We start from the raw sequence: 17,656 nt of genomic DNA, 5'->3' as shown, positions 1-17,656 counted from the left end.
AATTGTGAGAGGGCTTGGTTAGTTTTTTCAAAATCTGCTGGGGACCTTGGGAATGAACACTGGCATTCTCTATCCTGCCACTATCTGCACATACCCCCCGCGCAGATTCTCTGCTAAAACAAACCTAACCCTCTCACCGTTCATATATTTATAGAATGCAACGTCTTTATTTCCTTTGTTGAAATAAGGCTAATTTTCTAATAAAGATTCTTTATTTCTTTCCTATGAATAATAGATGGTTACTTGCTCCCAGAAATTCTGGCTTTTCTGAGCAATAGAAATGATAATTGAGCCAAAGAGCATATCTTTCATCATCCATAGAATTGATTTTATCGGCTAAGAGTTCACTTAGTCCATCTGATGCCACCTCACCAATAATTTGAATATTACACTTCTTCAGCATATCTCTGGCTTGGTCTGCCGTTGAAAAAACAAATGGAAAATCCACAACTTTGAAAGTATCATGATTATAATAATCACTTTTCAAGTCAGCTTTATAACACATGGTTTCCGTAGCAATAACCATGTCATTATTAATAAAGGCATAAAACATAATGCCACTGTTACTGCATACTCTTTTCATTCCATTGATACACTTTAACCGGTCTTCCATACTTTCCAAATGATAAAGAGGTCCAAAGCATAAAACCATATCAAAATAATTATCTTTAAAACCGGATAATTCTAAAGCATTTCCCTGAATAATCTCAAGTTTCATATCTTCCCGTTTTTTTCTTTTCATAAGCTCTACATGATCCTTAACTAACTCTACCGCTGTTACATCATACCCTTTTCCTGCCAAATACAAACTGTATGTACCTGTACCTGCTCCCAAATCTAAAATTCTCATACCTGGCTTAATATGTTTTTCAATTTGCCTGATTGTAGTTAGGAATTCAACTTGCGTAGCCTTAGAAGACAATCTGCTGTCTTCGTTGAAGATACTATATAAAGCTTTCACTCTATCTTCTTCTCTTCCAATCTCCATTAATTCTTCAAAATTCATAACACCCTCCATTCCAGCTCTTTTAGCGTTTCTTAATAACAACAGTAACTTTATAAGTGGGTATAAACTACAGGTTGGAAAACTCTTTTTTAAACCTGGCTCCCATTGCAGCCACGTTTGCTTCTGATGTAGCACTGCCACAAATCAGGGTGTGAGTTATGCCTTTCAATAACTTACACTCCCCCTTATAGAAATAAAATTGTAATACTATTACTGTTTCAGCTATTATACTATAAAGTAATAAAATCAACCACTATAAGCTATGGCTTTTATACCTATTTAAAACCTATTTAAAACATTTAAAGTTAATTTCATTCTTACACCCATTGAATGTTACATCTACTAAAAGGTAACCCTGCTGCCAATAAATAGTGCAAAATATGGAAAAGGTAGCAAGCATTTGATTTTCATTGCAGTTGATAGTAATAAAGAAGCTTAAAATAAGAATTCATGAATTCTCATTTTAAACTTCTTCCGGTGTGATGATGCTATTATTAACTTCAACCATAAATTAAAATCAACCTCCTGGAGTAGGATAATATATTTTCATATAATAATAAAATATATTATCTCTGCTCTTGAAGGTCCTTTGAATTATTTTAAGTAAGTAGTTCTTTAAAATTAATAAGTTTTATTTAGAAGTAATATATCCCTCCGCTTTTAGCAGTTCAGCGATTAAAACACCACCACCTGCTGCTCCACGAAGTGTATTGTGAGACAAACCAACGAATTTATAATCGTATACACTGTCTTCACGAAGTCTGCCTAAAGAAATTCCCATGCCGTTTTCATAATCTTTATCCAGCTTAACCTGGGGGCGATTATCATCCTCTAGATATTGAATAAAGTGTTTTGGTGCACTTGGCAGATTTAATTCCTGAGGCAGACCTTTATATTCCCTCCAGGCTTTAATTATTTGTTCTTTCGTTGGCTTCTTTTCAAAGCTTACAAATACTGCCGCAGTATGACCATCACTTACAGGTACACGGATACACTGGGTTGTAATAATTGGCGCAGTTGCTTTCACGATTTGGCCATTTTCAACTTTGCCCCATATTCTAAGAGGTTCTTGTTCGCTCTTTTCTTCTTCTCCACCAATGTATGGAATAACATTATCAATCATTTCCGGCCAATCTTTAAAGGTTTTTCCCGCACCGGATATTGCTTGATAAGTTGTTGCTACAACAATCTTGGGGCCAAATTCTTTTAAGGCATGAAGAGCCGGGGTATAACTTTGGATAGAACAATTAGGCTTTACTACAATAAAGCCTCTTTTCGTTCCCAAACGTTTCTTTTGGTCTTCAATAACTGATAAATGTTCTGGATTAATTTCAGGTACTACCATTGGTACATCTGGTGTCCATCTATGTGCACTATTGTTGGATACGACGGGAGTTTCTGTTTTGGCATAGGCTTCTTCTATAGCTTTGATTTCTTCTTTCGTCATATCAACTGCACTGAATACAAAGTCTACTCCTTGGCTGACTTCTTTTACGCTATTTACATTTTTTACAATAAGTTTCTTAACTGGTTCCGGCATTGGAGTATTTAATTTCCAACGTTCTCCTACTGCGTCTTCATATGTCTTACCTGCACTTCTTTCACTGGCTGCTACAGAAACAACCTCAAACCAGGGATGATTCTCCAATAATGCAACAAAGCGCTGCCCTACCATACCGGTACCGCCTAAGATACCAACTTTTAATTTGCTCATATTAACACACCAATTCCTTTCGCTTATAAAAGGACAAATACCTTAAAGTGTATTTGTACTACGCACACATGTCTTTCTTGTAGATATACAGTACTCTTCTTATTGATAAAAATCAACTGTTTTCTACTATTTATTGATTTTTTGTGATAAGTGTTTAAATATTCCCCATAAGTATAACAACATTTAGTCACTATTCTTATCTAAAAATCTCATTTTCCCGCCGCTATACTTCTTCGGAATCTCACCAACCTGCTCATTGTTAAAATCCATTTCCACACGCATCTCATTGGTTAATTCACTTGCACAACTGGGGCATAATCTGCCGGAACGTATATTTACACCACATCTTTCACATTGAATAAATATAGGTGAATTCTCCGGTATTTCAATTCGGCTATCTTTTAAATATAGTTTAATATAACGTACCGGAACTCCTGTTTTTTCAGCAACTTCCATAACCGTTGCCGTACCATGTTCGTAGATATAAGCTTTCACTCTTTTAAAAGCCTCATCATCTTGCTTCTTGCAAGAAGGACAGTAACAGCGGCCTATTCCAAAATACTGAAAGATTTTCCCGCACCTCACGCAAGTCCTTATTTCGCCATTTGAATTTCTTTGGTAATTCTCCATCTTTATAACCTTGCTCCTTTCACAGGTTGTAAGAATAATTTATCCTATACTTTTTAGATACTCAAAAAGTAATTCTTGTAATTGCTCTATACTTTCAATTTCATTTACCCGATTTCTTAATTTAGCAGCTAAAGGGTATCCTGTGGTATACCATGCAATATGTTTCCGCATCTCCCTAATACCAATATATTCACCTTTATATTCAATTGACATTCTCGCATGACGAAGTATCATATCTACTGCTTCTTCGGGTGTTGGCTTCTTTGGTGTCTTACCTGTTTGATAATAATCCTTAATCTGTGAAAATATCCATGGGTTACCTCTGGCGCCCCGGGCTATCATGATAGCATCACAGCCCGTCTCATTTACCAGCGCAGCAGCATCTTCTGGTGTGTTTACATCTCCATTACCAATAATCGGTATCCTTACAGCTTCTTTCACCGCTTTAATAATCTTCCAATCTGCTTCTCCACTGTAATATTGCTCACGGGTTCTGCCATGAACGGCAATTGCTGCTGCACCATTGGCTTCTGCTATCTTTGCTATTTCTACTGCATTTGCTGTAGATTCTGTGAATCCTTTACGTATTTTAACGGTGAGAGGTTTTTTAATGGCAGTAGATACAGCATATACAATTTCTCCTATCAGTTTAGGATTCTTCATTAAGCCGGAACCTTCTCCGTTATTTACTACTTTAGGAACCGGGCATCCCATGTTTATATCTAATATATCAAAGTTTTTATCTTCAATACGTTTTGCAGTTTCGCTCATAATATATGGATCTGATCCAAACAATTGAAGTGAAATCGGCCTCTCACCTTCTGCAACTTCCAGAAGCTTTTCTGTATTCTTATTATTATATTGTATACCTTTAGCGCTTACCATTTCCGTATAAATTAAGTCGGCGCCTTGTTCCTTGCATAGCAGACGAAATGGCAGGTCTGTCACTCCTGCCATAGGTCCTAATACAAGATTACCATCTATCTTTACATTTCCAATCATTAAACTCATTAAAACTTACCTGCTCTTTGTATAAGAGTTTTGCCTCTCTAATCCTTCCTGTATGCCTACATACCGGAAAGAGATATTAACTTATTGCTATATATCTATTAAACCTATTCGTTCTATATTCTATTCTTATTATAAATGAGACGGATACCTTGCAAAGTTAAACTGTCATCAAAAATTTGAATCACATCTGTTCCATCTGCAATAATTTTACCAAGTCCCCCTGTTGCAATGACTTTGATCCCTTCTATACCGGATTCTTCAATGACCTTCTTAACAATATACTCAGTTTGTCCTATATAGCCATAAACCAATCCTGCCTGCATACTGGTGATGGTCTCTTTTGCCAAAATAGAATCCGGTTTCTTTATTTCGATTTCCGGTAATCTTGCGGTTTGATGCCATAAAGCATCTGCACAGATACGAATTCCAGGGCTTGTAATTCCTGCAAGGAATGAGCCGTCTTCCGTAATAAGATCATAGGTAGTTGCCGTCCCAAAATCAATCACAATAAGGGGGCCTCCATATAAATCATAAGCTGCTACCGCATCAACAATACGATCCGAACCGATTTCTTTCGGATTTGGAGTAACTATCTTAATGCCGGTTTTTGTTCCTATACCAATTTCAAAAGGCGTTAAGTTAAGGTATTTTATAATAGCAGATTTTAGAGAATGCATAATTCCTGGTACTACAGAAGCTATTGCAGCCGCTTTAATAAGAGAAGAATCTATTCCTTTTGTTTTCAGTAAATCATGAATTATAATTCCATATTCATCAGAGGTCCTTGCTATCCTTGTTGTAATGCGGAAGTTGGCAATTAAAACCTCCTCTTTAAATATACCCAGTGTAACATTGGTATTTCCTACATCAATTACCAGTAACATAACCATCCTCCCGTTCTATTTATCCTCTAAATCAACATCTTCGCCTAGAAAGAAAACCTTATAATATAATTCTAACGACTCTAATAACTCTTCTTTATTCTGTCTGATTTCCTTTATTTTGAGGACACTTCCAATTTCATCAAAAAGAAGGTCTCCTTCATCACTGGTCACATTAAACATTAAGCTGCCTTCTTCGTCAAACTCCAATGTAAGAATACCTCCTACATCTTCTGTATATAAAACACACATGATTTTTAATTCTTCTTTAATAGAATCCGGAAGAGAATCAAAATCTTCATTTAAATAAAATTTATGTTCATAAGAACTGCTGGCGCATAAAACCATCTTATCCTGATACATATCCATCCATACCCTTTCGGCTAAACTTTTTTATTATATCATGAACAAAAAGCTTGTTCATAATCTTGGCACTTCAATCGGTAATTACATGCAAGCATGTAATTATCTCATTCCGTTTGTATTATATCATGAACGAAGAACTTGTTCATGATCTTGGCACTCCAATCGGTAATTACATGCAAGCATGCAATTACCTCATTCCGTTTGTATTATATCATAATAAACGGAAATATAAAATATTTCAAGTAAATTTAAGACAACCTGGGATAATATTTTATGCTGATAAAAACTGCTTATACTGTAGGGCAATACTCTACTTACCCACAACGTAAGAGGACTCCGAAAATCATGATTTAATGACTTTCGGAGTTCTCTATACCGATTCAGTAAAACATACTTTTGCTTAATTTCCAAGTGTAGCGACCATAACCGCCTTTATGGTATGCATGCGGTTTTCCGCTTCATCAAAAACAACCTCACTATGTTTTTCAAAAACATCTTCCGTAACTTCATTCCCTTTTACTGCTGGAAGGCAATGCAAGAAAATCGTTTCTTTCTTACCTATCTTCTCCATTAAAGACTGATTTACCTGATAAGGTTTTAAAAGAGCAATACGTTCTGCCGCAAGGTCTTCCTCGCCCATGGAGCACCATACATCTGTATAAATGGCATCTGCTCCTTTTACCCCATCTATATCTTCTGTGATCGTTATTGTGCTGCCTGCGGCATCTGCATATTCTCTGCAGGTCTTTACTAACCCTCCTTCCGGCCATAAGGACTTTGGAGCAAGGATGGTAAAGTTAATACCCAGTTTACCAGAGCCAATCATTAAACTGTTTGCCATATTATTTCTTCCGTCACCAACAAATACTAAATGAAGTCCTGCCAACTTTCCAAATTGCTCCTTTAATGTTAAGAAGTCTGCTAAAATCTGTGTTGGATGATACAAATCCGTTAAACCATTCCATACAGGTACTCCGCTATATTTAGCAAGTTTTTCAACGGTTTCCTGCTTAAATCCGCGAAATTCAATCCCGTCAAAAATTCTTCCTAATACTCTTGCAGTATCTTCGATACTTTCTTTATGTCCCAATTGAATATCGTTCTTTCCCAAATATTCAGGATGTCCACCTTCATCAACACATCCCACTGTAAATGCACATCTGGTTCTGGTGGAAGGCTTTTCAAATATTAATGCAATATTCTTGCCCTTTAAACTATTTCCTGTAATGCCTTGTTTCTTTTTACCTTTCAAGTCCGCTGCCAAATCTATTAAATATTCAATCTCAGCTGGTGTAAAATCTTTTAAGGTTAACAAACTACGTCCTTTCAAATTCATATTAAGTCCTCCTTTTATAAAATATAAGCAATCATTTTCAGTTATCTTTAGCAATACGTTTATATTATATTTATAAATTATATTGTTTATTTATACATGATAATTAATTTTAAATTATTTGTCAATAGATTTATTTGTATTATAAAAAGGAAGTTCTAACACCCATATAAAAAGTGTAGAACTTCCTTAGATGAATCATTTATCTATAATTATTTGTTCCTATATAACTTTCTGCATCTGTATTATACTTTTCATCTGAGATAGGATTAGAACTGCTTTTTTCTTTCCTATATTCTGCAATTAAATCCCGATCTAATATTTCTTTAGAGGTCTTCTTTATCTTAACGGCTCTATTATAGTCTTCTTCAAAAAGCGACCCATCCAATTCTTCATGGGTTCCCACATCCCAAGCTCTGCTTCCATCAAAGACACCTTCTCTGGATATCTCAAACATAACATTATTATGTATGAAAGATCCTTCGAATAAATATGCCGTAAACGCTGCAAAACCTTCTTTTGCATTCACCAAATCCTGACCTAAAATATATGGATTATCTATCTCCAGACCCATAATATTAGCAATAGTGGGGAGAAAATCAATCTGGCCCCCTGTTGTTGATATGGTTCTATATACATTACTTCCAGGAACATGTATGATTAAAGGCACTCTTAACATTTCATCATAATCATATTCTCTGCCTAAATACGCTTCCATCTTTTCTTTATTGTTATCCATATTTTTATTCAAGCCATGATGGTCACCATATAGGGCAATTATAGAATTCTCATAAAGTCCTTTATCTTTTAAATCTGCAATAAATTGTCCAAGGGCTTCGTCCATATAATGAATGGTTTGCAGGTAGGAACCAAACTTCGTATCTTTATCTTCTTCCTTAAGTACCAAAGTATTGTATTCTTCATCCAAAAGATAAGGATGATGGCTGGTTAAAGTAATAATAAAACTAAAGAAAGGTTCTTTCTGTTCATCTAAAATATCAATTGCCTGTTTAAACATGGATTTATCCGAGATACCTAATCCAATCGTTTCACTTGCATCCAGATCTTCCATACTATAGAATTCCTCAATGCCCTGCCCCGGATAAGCAGCCTCTCTATTCCAAAACGCACCCTCATAACCGTGAATAGCCAGGGTCTTGTATCCATTATCATTTAAAATCCAGGGAAGTCCATAAAAAGTATTCTTTTCATATAATGTATAACACTCCCGGTCAATAACCGGGTATAAACTATTTAAGGTGGCAAATTCCGCATCTACGGTATTTCCCTTCCCTATAGTGCTATAATACCTATTAAAATATATAGAATCTTTACCAATTAAGGAATTCAAATTCGGAGTAAGTATTTGTCCATTGTATTCTGCACCAATAACAAAGTTTTGTAAAGCTTCTACTTGAATCAGTATAAGATTTTTGTCTTTTCCTATTCCATGGAGGGTTAGTCCTTCTTCCTTGGGGGCAACCTCATCCACTACTTCCAAAACTTCTTCCACCGGTATCTCTTCTGTTACTATATTATCTGCAACAGCATTATAGATATCATTTACATGATTTGTAAAAAACTCCACACTATTAACCTTATCAATCGCTACACTATCTAATGGATTTACAACCAGTAAACCAAAAATCGCGCATAAGCCTGCAATTAAATACTTCATTTCTCTTTTAAAGCTCCAACTGTTTTTTGTGCTGGTGTCATCGGCATGCTTTTTAAAATAATAATAAACAAACGGAATATCTAAGAACAACAGAAAGCTTGCTGGAATTAAAGTTGCGATAAAACTATCTGGAACGGCAGCAACATTCTTTGCCTGCCAAAGTTGTTTAATGGAAACCGTTTGATTATAATAATTATAATACATGGAATCAGCAAACATTAATAAACTGACTAAGCTATATACAATTAGAAATAGTCCCTTTTTATGTTTAAACTTAATTCTGCTAAAGCCTATAAACATAATACCAAGGGCTATAATGCTGACTATAATAATAAAACTGTCCAGAATATTAGCATCGATCAATCCATAATACACAATTAGCTTTATTGTAAACAAAAGCAAAATCATATAAGGTGATTGTAAAATCTTTTTGTACTGTTTCATAATAAATGCACTCCTTTTATCAGTTAAACAGAGTACCATCTGTTTCTTAAATCCTCATCCATTCCTTTTATATAATAGCTCAAAGAGATTCTATTATCAAGACAAGAATTCTTAAGATTATCTTAAAAAAATTGGAAATTTGAAGATATTTATGTTAAATAAAATTAATGCCTGATTATTAATACTCTGAGTCTGAAGGAAGTGAGATATTTTTTTCTCTTTTCTCCAGCCTTTTTATAACTCAGATTTATTAAAAAATCAGGCATTAAATTAAAAGTTTTATTCCATTATAAATTCAATTTTGAACAGCGATATAAATAGTGGCAAGTTAAGAAAATCATATAAGAGAATCTGCTTTCTTCTAACTAATCTTCTTTACTTACTTCTGTTAAAGATTTTACAAGTCCTGCAATTCCCTGGATTTCAGAAGGAATTATAATCTTCGTAGCTTTTCCGTCTGCAGCTTTTGCAAAAGCTTCCAGACTCTTTAATTGAAGCACTGCATTTCCTGGCTGGGAATCATTTAAGAAACGGATACCATCTGCATTGGCCTTTTGTACCGCAAGTATAGCTTCTGCCTGACCCTCTGCTTCTCTAATGGTAGCTTCTTTTTGAGCTTCTGCTCTTAATATAGCCGCTTCTTTTGAAGCTTCCGCTTCAAGAATTACTGCCTGCTTCTTACCTTCTGCAACAAGAACAGCGGAGGTTTTCTCACCCTCTGCGCGAAGAATTGCTTCTCTTCTCTCTCTTTCCGCTTTCATCTGCTTCTCCATAGCATCCTGAATAGCAGTTGGAGGAATAATATTCTTTAATTCCACACGGGTAACTTTAATACCCCAGGGATCTGTTGCTATATCAAGTGAAACACGCATCTTCGTATTAATAATCTCTCTGGAAGTCAATGTTTCGTCCAATTCCAAATCACCAATGATATTTCTTAATGTAGTGGCAGATAAATTCTCGATAGCCATTAGCGGGCGCTCTACACCATAGGTATACAACTTAGGATCTGTAATCTGGAAAAATAAAACGGTGTCAATTTTCATAGTTACATTATCCTTTGTAATAACTGGCTGAGGAGCGAAATCCACTACCTGCTCCTTTAAGGATACTCTTTTTGCTACTTTATCTATAACTGGTACAATAAAGTGAATACCTACATCTAATGTAGTCTGATATCCCCCAAGGCGCTCAACTACATAAGCCGTAGCCTGTGGAACAATTTTAATGCTGGATGCTAAAATTAATAATATAATAACACCTAAAATAATAAGAAAAATGTCCATATTATATTTCCTCCTTTATATCAACAATCAATTTTACACCTGATACTTTTCTTACAGTTACTCTTTCTCCTACGGGAATAACTGCATCATCATCTACTGCTCTGGCCATCCATTCCTGTCCGTTAAGCATAACCCATCCTGTAGCGTTTAAATTATCAATTACTTCAATCACTTTCGCATCTTTTCCTATAAGTAAATCAATATTCGTCTTAACACGTTGTTTATTAAAATATTTTTTTGCTACAGGCCTTGTAAAAAATAACAGTAAAAATGAAACAATTAAACAAACCGCTATTTCTAATATGGCGTTATCCACAAACAGGGAAAGGAAAAAAGCAACTAGAGAACCACCGGCAAACCATATGGTAGTCAGGCCCAGTGTGATAATCTCTATTAGTAAGAGTACTGCTAAAATTATTAACCAGTACATTGAATCCATCTTGTAAGCACCCCCTTATTATCACTATGGTATTTTTATTTTACTGCATATTACCATAATATACAAGAATAGTTTAATATATTATATATTATACCTTTTATTATTTAATAATGGAAGTAATTTATATTTTTAATCATCCTGCGGCTCCCTAAGCTCTATTTCAGTTAAAAATTTAGGGCGCTAATTATCAAATCATAAGTATTTCTATATTATGTGTAACATTATTCAAAATAAAAGATTGGTATTCTCATACCAACCTTGTACGTTTTTTTATTATTTATGCAATTCCATTTATAAAATGACTCAGCCTTAACAGAACATTCTATCTCACTCTTTTTTGGCGGTATATCTCATACATCAAAACCGCTGCTGCAATTGCAGCATTTAAAGACTCCACATTACCCTCCATTGGAATCTTTATATATTTTGTTGCCATTTCGGTGATTTCATCGCTTAAACCATTAGCTTCGTTGCCAATTAGGATAGCACTTTTTCCGTTATAGTCCACTTCATCATAATAATAATGGGCCGACAGATGTGCTGCATATATAGAAATATTATGCTTTTTCACTTTGATAATTGCCTCTTTTAAGTCTTCCACATAAACAAAAGGCATTCGATAAATGGCGCCCATAGTGGATCGAATTACCTTCGGATTATACATGTCAACAGAAGCTTTACTAAGAATAATTCCCGTCACTCCTGCACCCTCTGCTGTACGGACAATAGTGCCAAGATTCCCCGGGTCCCTAAGATCCTCCAAAATTACCAGATTTGCATTAGAAGTCTGTAACATTTCTTTCAAATTATATTCCGGTTTTTTCACAATAGCCATAATTCCCTGAGGGGTTAAGGTATCGGAAGCTTCTTTTAATACAGTATCTTCTACTATTTCATATGGAATATTCTTAAGATAGTCAGGCGTTTCCAATACCTTTTCTTCATAAAAGCTATTGGAAACATATGCTTTTATCAGCTTCCCAAAGGTTACAGATTCCTCAAACATTTTAATTCCTTCTATTACAAAGGCACCTTGTTCCTCTCTGGCTTTGGATTTCTTTTGCAATTGTATGATGTTTTTAATCTGTCCATTAGAAGTACTGCTAATCATAATTATTCCTCTGTCAAACTAGACTTTAATTCCTCATATAATTCTATTAACTATTTCGCAATTTAGATATTTTCTAAATTCTCTCTAGGCACTTTCATTCATCTTACTTAATTTAGCCGCCTGGTCCGCTGCAATCAGACTGTCAACGACTTCATCTAAGTCTCCGTTTAAAATATCGTCCAATCTATGAAGTGTTAATTTAATTCTATGATCCGTTACACGTCCCTGGGGGAAATTATAGGTTCTGATTTTTTCAGAACGGTCACCTGTACCAACCTGGCTTCTTCTGGCTTCCGCTTCTGCATTATGAGCCTTCTCCAGCTCTAATTCATAAAGTTTTGCACGTAATACCTTTAAGGCTTTATCTCTGTTTTTTAACTGGGATTTTTCGTCCTGACAGGAGATTACAATACCAGTAGGGATGTGAGTAAGACGTACTGCGGAGTCCGTTGTATTAACGCACTGTCCTCCATTACCAGAAGCACGGAATACATCAAACTTACAATCATTTAAATCAAGTTCTACTTCCACATCTTCTGCTTCAGGCATAATTGCAACGGTTGTGGTTGAGGTATGAATACGTCCACCTGATTCTGTCACTGGAATTCTTTGTACTCTGTGTACACCGCTTTCGTATTTCATACGGGAATATACACCTTTACCATTAATCATAAATACAACTTCCTTAAATCCGCCTAAACCATTTTCATTTAAGTTTATCATATCAACTTTCCAGTGTTGGCTTTCTGCATACTTAGAGTACATTCTAAATAGCTCAGCAGCAAATAATGCTGCTTCATCTCCGCCAGCACCTCCACGGATTTCAACAATAACATTCTTTTCATCATTAGGGTCTTTTGGTAAAAGGAGAATCTTCAGATCATTCTCAATTTCGACTAGCCTTTGCTTGCAGTCATTTAATTCTTCTTTAGCAAGTTCACGCATTTCTTCGTCTTTTTCTTCTTCTAACATCTTCAGACTGTCATCAATGGCTTCTTTTGTGCTTTTATATTCTTTATATTTATCTACAATGGCGCTTAAATCGCTTTGTTCCTTCATAAGCTTACGATACTTATTTTGATCATTAATTACTCCCGGATCATTTAATTCTTGAATGATTTCTTCATATCTTATTAAAAGATCCTCTAATTTATCAAACATTACATATTCCTCCAATAATAACTTCATTTATAAATTATATTCTACTTTGTATCAGATTATATTCTACGCTAAGTGAAGGGCTCCTCTTGATTTACGTATCTGCCTGTAACAACCCGGTCTAAACCGGCTAAGTCTTTTATAATACGAATATCCTGAAAACCTTTTTCTTTCAGAAGCTGGCTTACTGCCGCCCCCTGATCACATCCTATTTCAAAGAAAATGAATCCGCCCGGATTTATATAATCCGTTCCTTCCGACAGAATACGTCTATAGAAGTATAGACCGTCTTCTTTACCATCCAAAGCGATGGAAGGCTCATGGTCTTTTACCTCCTCCATTAAGGTTTCAATATCCGAAGTAGGGATATATGGAGGATTGGATACAATAATATCATATTTGCCCTGTACCTGTTCAAACAAATTGCTTTGCAAGAACTGCACATTGGCTTCCAATCGGGTATTATTTTCATCTGCTATCTTTAAAGCTGATGCTGATATATCCGCGCCAGTTCCTGACTTAATGTTCCCTAGTCTATCCAAACTAATAATAATACAACCGGAACCGGTACACATATCTAATACGGTTTTTCCATCAGCGGCTTTTAGAACTTCCTGAACTAATATTTCGGTATCCTGTCTGGGTATTAATACCTCATTTGATACTTTAAAATTAAGCCCCATGAACTCCTGCTCACCCGTTATATGCTGAAGAGGAATGTGATTGCCACGTTTCTTTATTAATTCCATATACTCACAATATTGCTCTTTTGAAATAGGCATAGAAGAATGCATCAGGTAATGAGCACGATTCATTCTAAACAGAAAAGATAACAGATACCATGCGTCAATATCACTATCTGCAATCTGTTTCTCTTTCAAGAATCTTCTGCCCTCCTGTAATGCATTCTCTAATGTTTTCATGTTATATCATTCCTCTTCTTTGCTTTTCTCATTAATGAAAAGATAACGGTCTAATGCCCTTAATATCTCATCGTCTTCTTCCTCGTCAATATACGGATTTGCTTTGTATTCCAGCTCCGTCACAGTTGCTGCTGTCTCTTCATCCGCCGGATGCTTTTTGCCAGAAGCTTTTATATCTTCACTGCTATTAGTATTCTTACGGTCAGACTTTTTATACTTTTCACCTTGATGTCTATTGCCTTTATCCGAGATATCATTCTTTTGGTTTCCCTTATCTTCTTTTTCATCTTCCGGAGGAAGAAAAGTGCTGTCTGCTTTTAACTTGGATTTTGCCTTTAGGCTCTCTTTTTTAGCAATAATTTCTTCTATAGTTTCTTCTGTTTTTTTATCTGTATTTTGATTTTGATTTACTTTATTGCTGCGGCTAGGATTACTATTTTCATTTGATTTATTTTCATCTAATTTATTATCAATTGATTTGCTTTTTTCATTTTTATTGTTTGTCTTGGCATTTTTCCCGGACTTTTTAGCTGACTTATTTTTAGAAGCTTTCCCCTTATTTGTGTTCAGGAATTCTTCCCAGTCAAAAACCGCTTCCACTGATTGAATAGCAACTTCAATCATGTCATTATCAGGCTCTTTTGTGGTAAGGGCCTGAAGCCACATACCCGGTCTGCTTAAGATGTTAACAAGCTTTGATTCGTTTCTTCCGGCCAAACGGATAAACTCATAAGAAACACCTGCAATTACTGGTATTAATAATATTCTGATTACATAACGCAGCCACTGCTGTTCAACACGTATAAAGATAAAAAATATAATGCTGACAAACATAACAATAAACATAAAACTGGTTCCGCATCTTTTATGTTCTCTGGACTGGCGTTTTACATTTTCAACGGTTAATTCATAACCTCGTTCAATACAGTTAATAGTCTTATGTTCCGCACCATGATACATAAACATGCGTTTAATATCCTTAATCTGAGATATGGCTGCTACATAAGAAATAAATAACAAAATACGGATACACCCTTCGATAATGGTTAACAAAACCCGGGACTGAATCACTTCGGTCAATAAACCGGCTAGAAAACCGGGAAGGAGAATAAATATGCCGATGGCTAGTATTACAGAAATGACCATAGTAATTCCCATAACAACACTTTCTGCTTTTTCCTTAAAAATTTTAGAAAATGCCTTCTCCATCTTACTTGGTTTTACTTCTTCCTCTTCTTCAAAAAAACTTGCTGAAAAAGTTAATGTTCTGCTGCCAATGATCATGGATTCCACAAAAGATAACATTCCTCGAAAGATCGGAAGCTTAAATATTTTATATTTTTCTGCTGCACTGACAAAGGTACTTTTTTCAATTACAATTTCCTTATTGGGTTTTCTGACAGCAATGGCATATTCATCTTTATTTTTCATCATTACGCCTTCAATAACTGCTTGTCCGCCTATTCCTGATGGTTTCATATACCCCACATCCTCTCTTCAAAAATGCTATCTATCTTATGTTTCTAAAAATAAAAGCGGAATGTCTATTTTCAAAAAGAAAGACCTCTTTCAATTTAAAAATAGGCTGAGATTCTCCAACCTCAACCTGTTTTTAACATGATATGTTTCTGTCATTCTATTTGTTTTGACTAAGGCCATATCTACGATTGAACTTATCAATAGCTCCGCGAGCAGCAGCTGCTTTCTGCTGTCCTGTGTAGAATGAATGGCACTTAGAACATATTTCTACGTGGATTTCACTCTTTGTTGAACCTGTTACGAATTCGTTACCACAGTTACATGTAACCTTTGCCTGATGATAATTTGGATGTATTCCTTCTTTCATTACTTTCACCTCTTTGCAACTATACTAATTTTTAAAGTTGACTTATGTCAAACTAATCATTTCAAATAAACAGCTTTTTAATTATAGCATAGGTTGTTCTTTTATGCAATACCTAAAACACAATTTTTGTCTTTTTTATCATTTCAATAAATTCAACATTATTCTTAGTTCTTAAGAACATTTCTATAATTCTTTCAGCTGCTTCGTCGGATTTTAAACCATTTAAAGCTTTGCGCATTAAATAGGTAGCTTCTAATTCTGACTGATTTAATAATAAATCTTCTCTTCTGGTACTTGATTTTGGTAAATCAATAGCAGGGAATATTCTTTTCTCTGATAAACTTCTGTCTAATACCAGCTCCATGTTACCGGTTCCCTTAAATTCTTCAAAAATTACGTCGTCCATTCTACTTCCGGTATCCACTAAAGCTGTTGCAAGAACAGTAAGGCTTCCTCCTTCACGCATATTCCTTGCCGCACCAAAGATACGTTTCGGCATATGAAGGGCCGCTGGATCCAAACCACCGGATAATGTTCTTCCGCTGGCTTGTACCGTTAAGTTATAAGCTCTTGCCAGTCGTGTAATACTGTCTAGCAGAATAATAACATCCTTTTTATGTTCAACCAGTCTTTTGGCACGTTCGATTACCATTTCGGAAACACGCTTATGGTTATCTGGGAGTTCATCAAAAGTAGAATAAATTACTTCTACATTCTTTCCTTCGATGGATTCCTTAATATCTGTTACTTCCTCCGGACGTTCATCAATTAATAATATAATCAGATTCATTTCCGGATGATTTTTGGTAATAGCTTTTGCAATCTGTTTTAATAAAGTAGTTTTTCCGGTCTTAGGCTGAGATACAATCATACCTCTTTGTCCCTTGCCAATAGGTGAAATTAAATCCACCATCCTCATGGAAACACTTGTCCCTTGAGTTTCCAGATGAATTCTCTCATTAGGGAAAATAGGTGTTAAATCTTCGAACCTTTTCCTTCTTTGAGCCTCAGATGGATGAAAGCCGTTAACACTCTTAACAAATAAAAGTGCGCTGAATTTTTCATTCTGGCTTTTGATTCTCGTATTGCCGGCTACAATATCACCGGTTTTTAAACCGAATCTTCTGATTTGTGCCGGGGACACATACACATCATTCTCACCGGGCAGATAATTATCACAACGGATAAATCCAAATCCATCCGGCATGATTTCCAGTATTCCCTCTTTGGTTTCTCCGCTGTCCAATTGTTCTGCTTCTGATGAGGTATTGAGTTTCTTTGCATCATTTTGTACTTTGTTTCTTCTAAAATCCGAATCCTGTTGTCCCATATCTTGACCTTGTATATCCTGCTTATTCTGTTCTTCCGTCGTATTGTCTTGTGTTCGTATTGGTTCCTCCGTCGTCATCCCATTTAAATCATTGTTCTCATTTTCTTTCAATGCATCAATCAGCTCTTGTTTTCTTAATGCGGTTATTCCTTTAATTCCTTTAATCTTTGCCAAAGCTCTAAGCTCCGTTAGAGACATTGCGTTCAAATTTGTTTCCATGTACACGCTCCTTTAATAAGGTCTTTAATAACTATTATTCTTATAAACATTATTAAGCTATTTTTTTACAGTTTCAGTTGGGAGTAATTACGATTAAGATAAGACGACTCTAATGAAATAAGCAGTATTGAAAAATCAAATAAACTTTTACTTATTATACACCTATTCTATTTGAAAAAAAAGGCTTTTTTTAAAATAAGATTAAAATAGGACCAAAGAATTAAATTTTGAGGCCTATTTATGGTTCCCCGGACTTGTTTTACCTGGTTTCAAGTGGTATC

General features: G+C 35.3%; 16 protein-coding genes. All 16 read right to left on the bottom strand.

Features of this window, described 5'->3' with window-relative positions; genetic code table 11:
* Window positions 1-211 precede the first annotated feature (211 nt).
* Window positions 212-1,006 carry a class I SAM-dependent methyltransferase gene (locus RT261_RS16635; protein ID WP_313134164.1) on the bottom strand — a complete coding sequence of 265 codons (795 nt, stop codon included), beginning with the start codon at window positions 1,004-1,006 and terminating at the stop codon, window positions 212-214.
* A gap of 631 nt (window positions 1,007-1,637) precedes the next feature.
* Window positions 1,638-2,720, bottom strand: a complete 1,083-nt coding sequence (gene asd, locus RT261_RS16630; RefSeq protein ID WP_313134163.1) for an aspartate-semialdehyde dehydrogenase — start codon at window positions 2,718-2,720, stop codon at window positions 1,638-1,640.
* 183 nt (window positions 2,721-2,903) lie between these two features.
* On the bottom strand, window positions 2,904-3,350 hold the full coding sequence (locus RT261_RS16625) for a hypothetical protein (protein ID WP_313134162.1): 447 nt from the start codon (window positions 3,348-3,350) through the stop codon (window positions 2,904-2,906).
* 39 nt (window positions 3,351-3,389) lie between these two features.
* Window positions 3,390-4,361 (bottom strand): tRNA dihydrouridine synthase DusB, encoded by a 972-nt coding sequence (gene dusB, locus RT261_RS16620; RefSeq protein WP_313134160.1) that lies wholly within the window; start codon window positions 4,359-4,361, stop codon window positions 3,390-3,392.
* A gap of 113 nt (window positions 4,362-4,474) precedes the next feature.
* Entirely contained in the window at window positions 4,475-5,245 is a 771-nt protein-coding gene (locus RT261_RS16615; RefSeq protein WP_313134159.1) for a type III pantothenate kinase, read from the bottom strand.
* 15 nt (window positions 5,246-5,260) lie between these two features.
* Entirely contained in the window at window positions 5,261-5,605 is a 345-nt protein-coding gene (locus tag RT261_RS16610) for a DUF6145 family protein (protein WP_313134196.1), read from the bottom strand.
* Between the two features lie 403 nt (window positions 5,606-6,008).
* Complete coding sequence (argF, locus tag RT261_RS16605; protein ID WP_313134157.1) at window positions 6,009-6,944, bottom strand: ornithine carbamoyltransferase; 936 nt, start codon at window positions 6,942-6,944, stop codon at window positions 6,009-6,011.
* 199 nt (window positions 6,945-7,143) lie between these two features.
* The gene (locus tag RT261_RS16600) at window positions 7,144-9,063 is read right to left on the bottom strand and encodes an LTA synthase family protein (RefSeq protein ID WP_313134155.1); all 1,920 of its coding nucleotides are present in this window, start codon (window positions 9,061-9,063) and stop codon (window positions 7,144-7,146) included.
* A 365-nt stretch (window positions 9,064-9,428) separates the two neighbouring features.
* Window positions 9,429-10,349, bottom strand: coding sequence for an SPFH domain-containing protein (locus RT261_RS16595; RefSeq protein WP_313134154.1), 921 nt, complete (start codon window positions 10,347-10,349; stop codon window positions 9,429-9,431).
* Window position 10,350: 1 nt separating this feature from the next.
* Window positions 10,351-10,788 (bottom strand): NfeD family protein, encoded by a 438-nt coding sequence (locus tag RT261_RS16590; RefSeq protein WP_313134152.1) that lies wholly within the window; start codon window positions 10,786-10,788, stop codon window positions 10,351-10,353.
* Window positions 10,789-11,110: 322 nt separating this feature from the next.
* Window positions 11,111-11,899: a TrmH family RNA methyltransferase gene (locus tag RT261_RS16585; RefSeq protein ID WP_313134151.1), complete on the bottom strand. Its 789-nt coding sequence runs from the start codon at window positions 11,897-11,899 to the stop codon at window positions 11,111-11,113.
* Between the two features lie 84 nt (window positions 11,900-11,983).
* Window positions 11,984-13,060, bottom strand: a complete 1,077-nt coding sequence (gene prfA, locus RT261_RS16580) for a peptide chain release factor 1 (RefSeq protein ID WP_313134149.1) — start codon at window positions 13,058-13,060, stop codon at window positions 11,984-11,986.
* A gap of 68 nt (window positions 13,061-13,128) precedes the next feature.
* Window positions 13,129-13,980 (bottom strand): peptide chain release factor N(5)-glutamine methyltransferase, encoded by an 852-nt coding sequence (prmC, locus tag RT261_RS16575; protein WP_313134148.1) that lies wholly within the window; start codon window positions 13,978-13,980, stop codon window positions 13,129-13,131.
* A 6-nt stretch (window positions 13,981-13,986) separates the two neighbouring features.
* Complete coding sequence (locus RT261_RS16570) at window positions 13,987-15,459, bottom strand: DUF1385 domain-containing protein (RefSeq protein ID WP_313134147.1); 1,473 nt, start codon at window positions 15,457-15,459, stop codon at window positions 13,987-13,989.
* A gap of 157 nt (window positions 15,460-15,616) precedes the next feature.
* Window positions 15,617-15,826 (bottom strand): 50S ribosomal protein L31, encoded by a 210-nt coding sequence (gene rpmE, locus RT261_RS16565; RefSeq protein ID WP_091687384.1) that lies wholly within the window; start codon window positions 15,824-15,826, stop codon window positions 15,617-15,619.
* Between the two features lie 112 nt (window positions 15,827-15,938).
* Window positions 15,939-17,375: a transcription termination factor Rho gene (gene rho, locus RT261_RS16560; RefSeq protein ID WP_313134146.1), complete on the bottom strand. Its 1,437-nt coding sequence runs from the start codon at window positions 17,373-17,375 to the stop codon at window positions 15,939-15,941.
* Between the last annotated feature and the right edge of the window lie 281 nt (window positions 17,376-17,656).

Origin of the sequence: Anaerocolumna sp. (assembly GCF_032079385.1) — a bacterium.
In the GTDB taxonomy this organism is placed as follows: domain Bacteria; phylum Bacillota; class Clostridia; order Lachnospirales; family Lachnospiraceae; genus Anaerocolumna.
The sequence above is the reverse complement of the archived record's forward strand: the minus strand, read 5'-3'. Positions and strand labels throughout refer to the sequence as shown.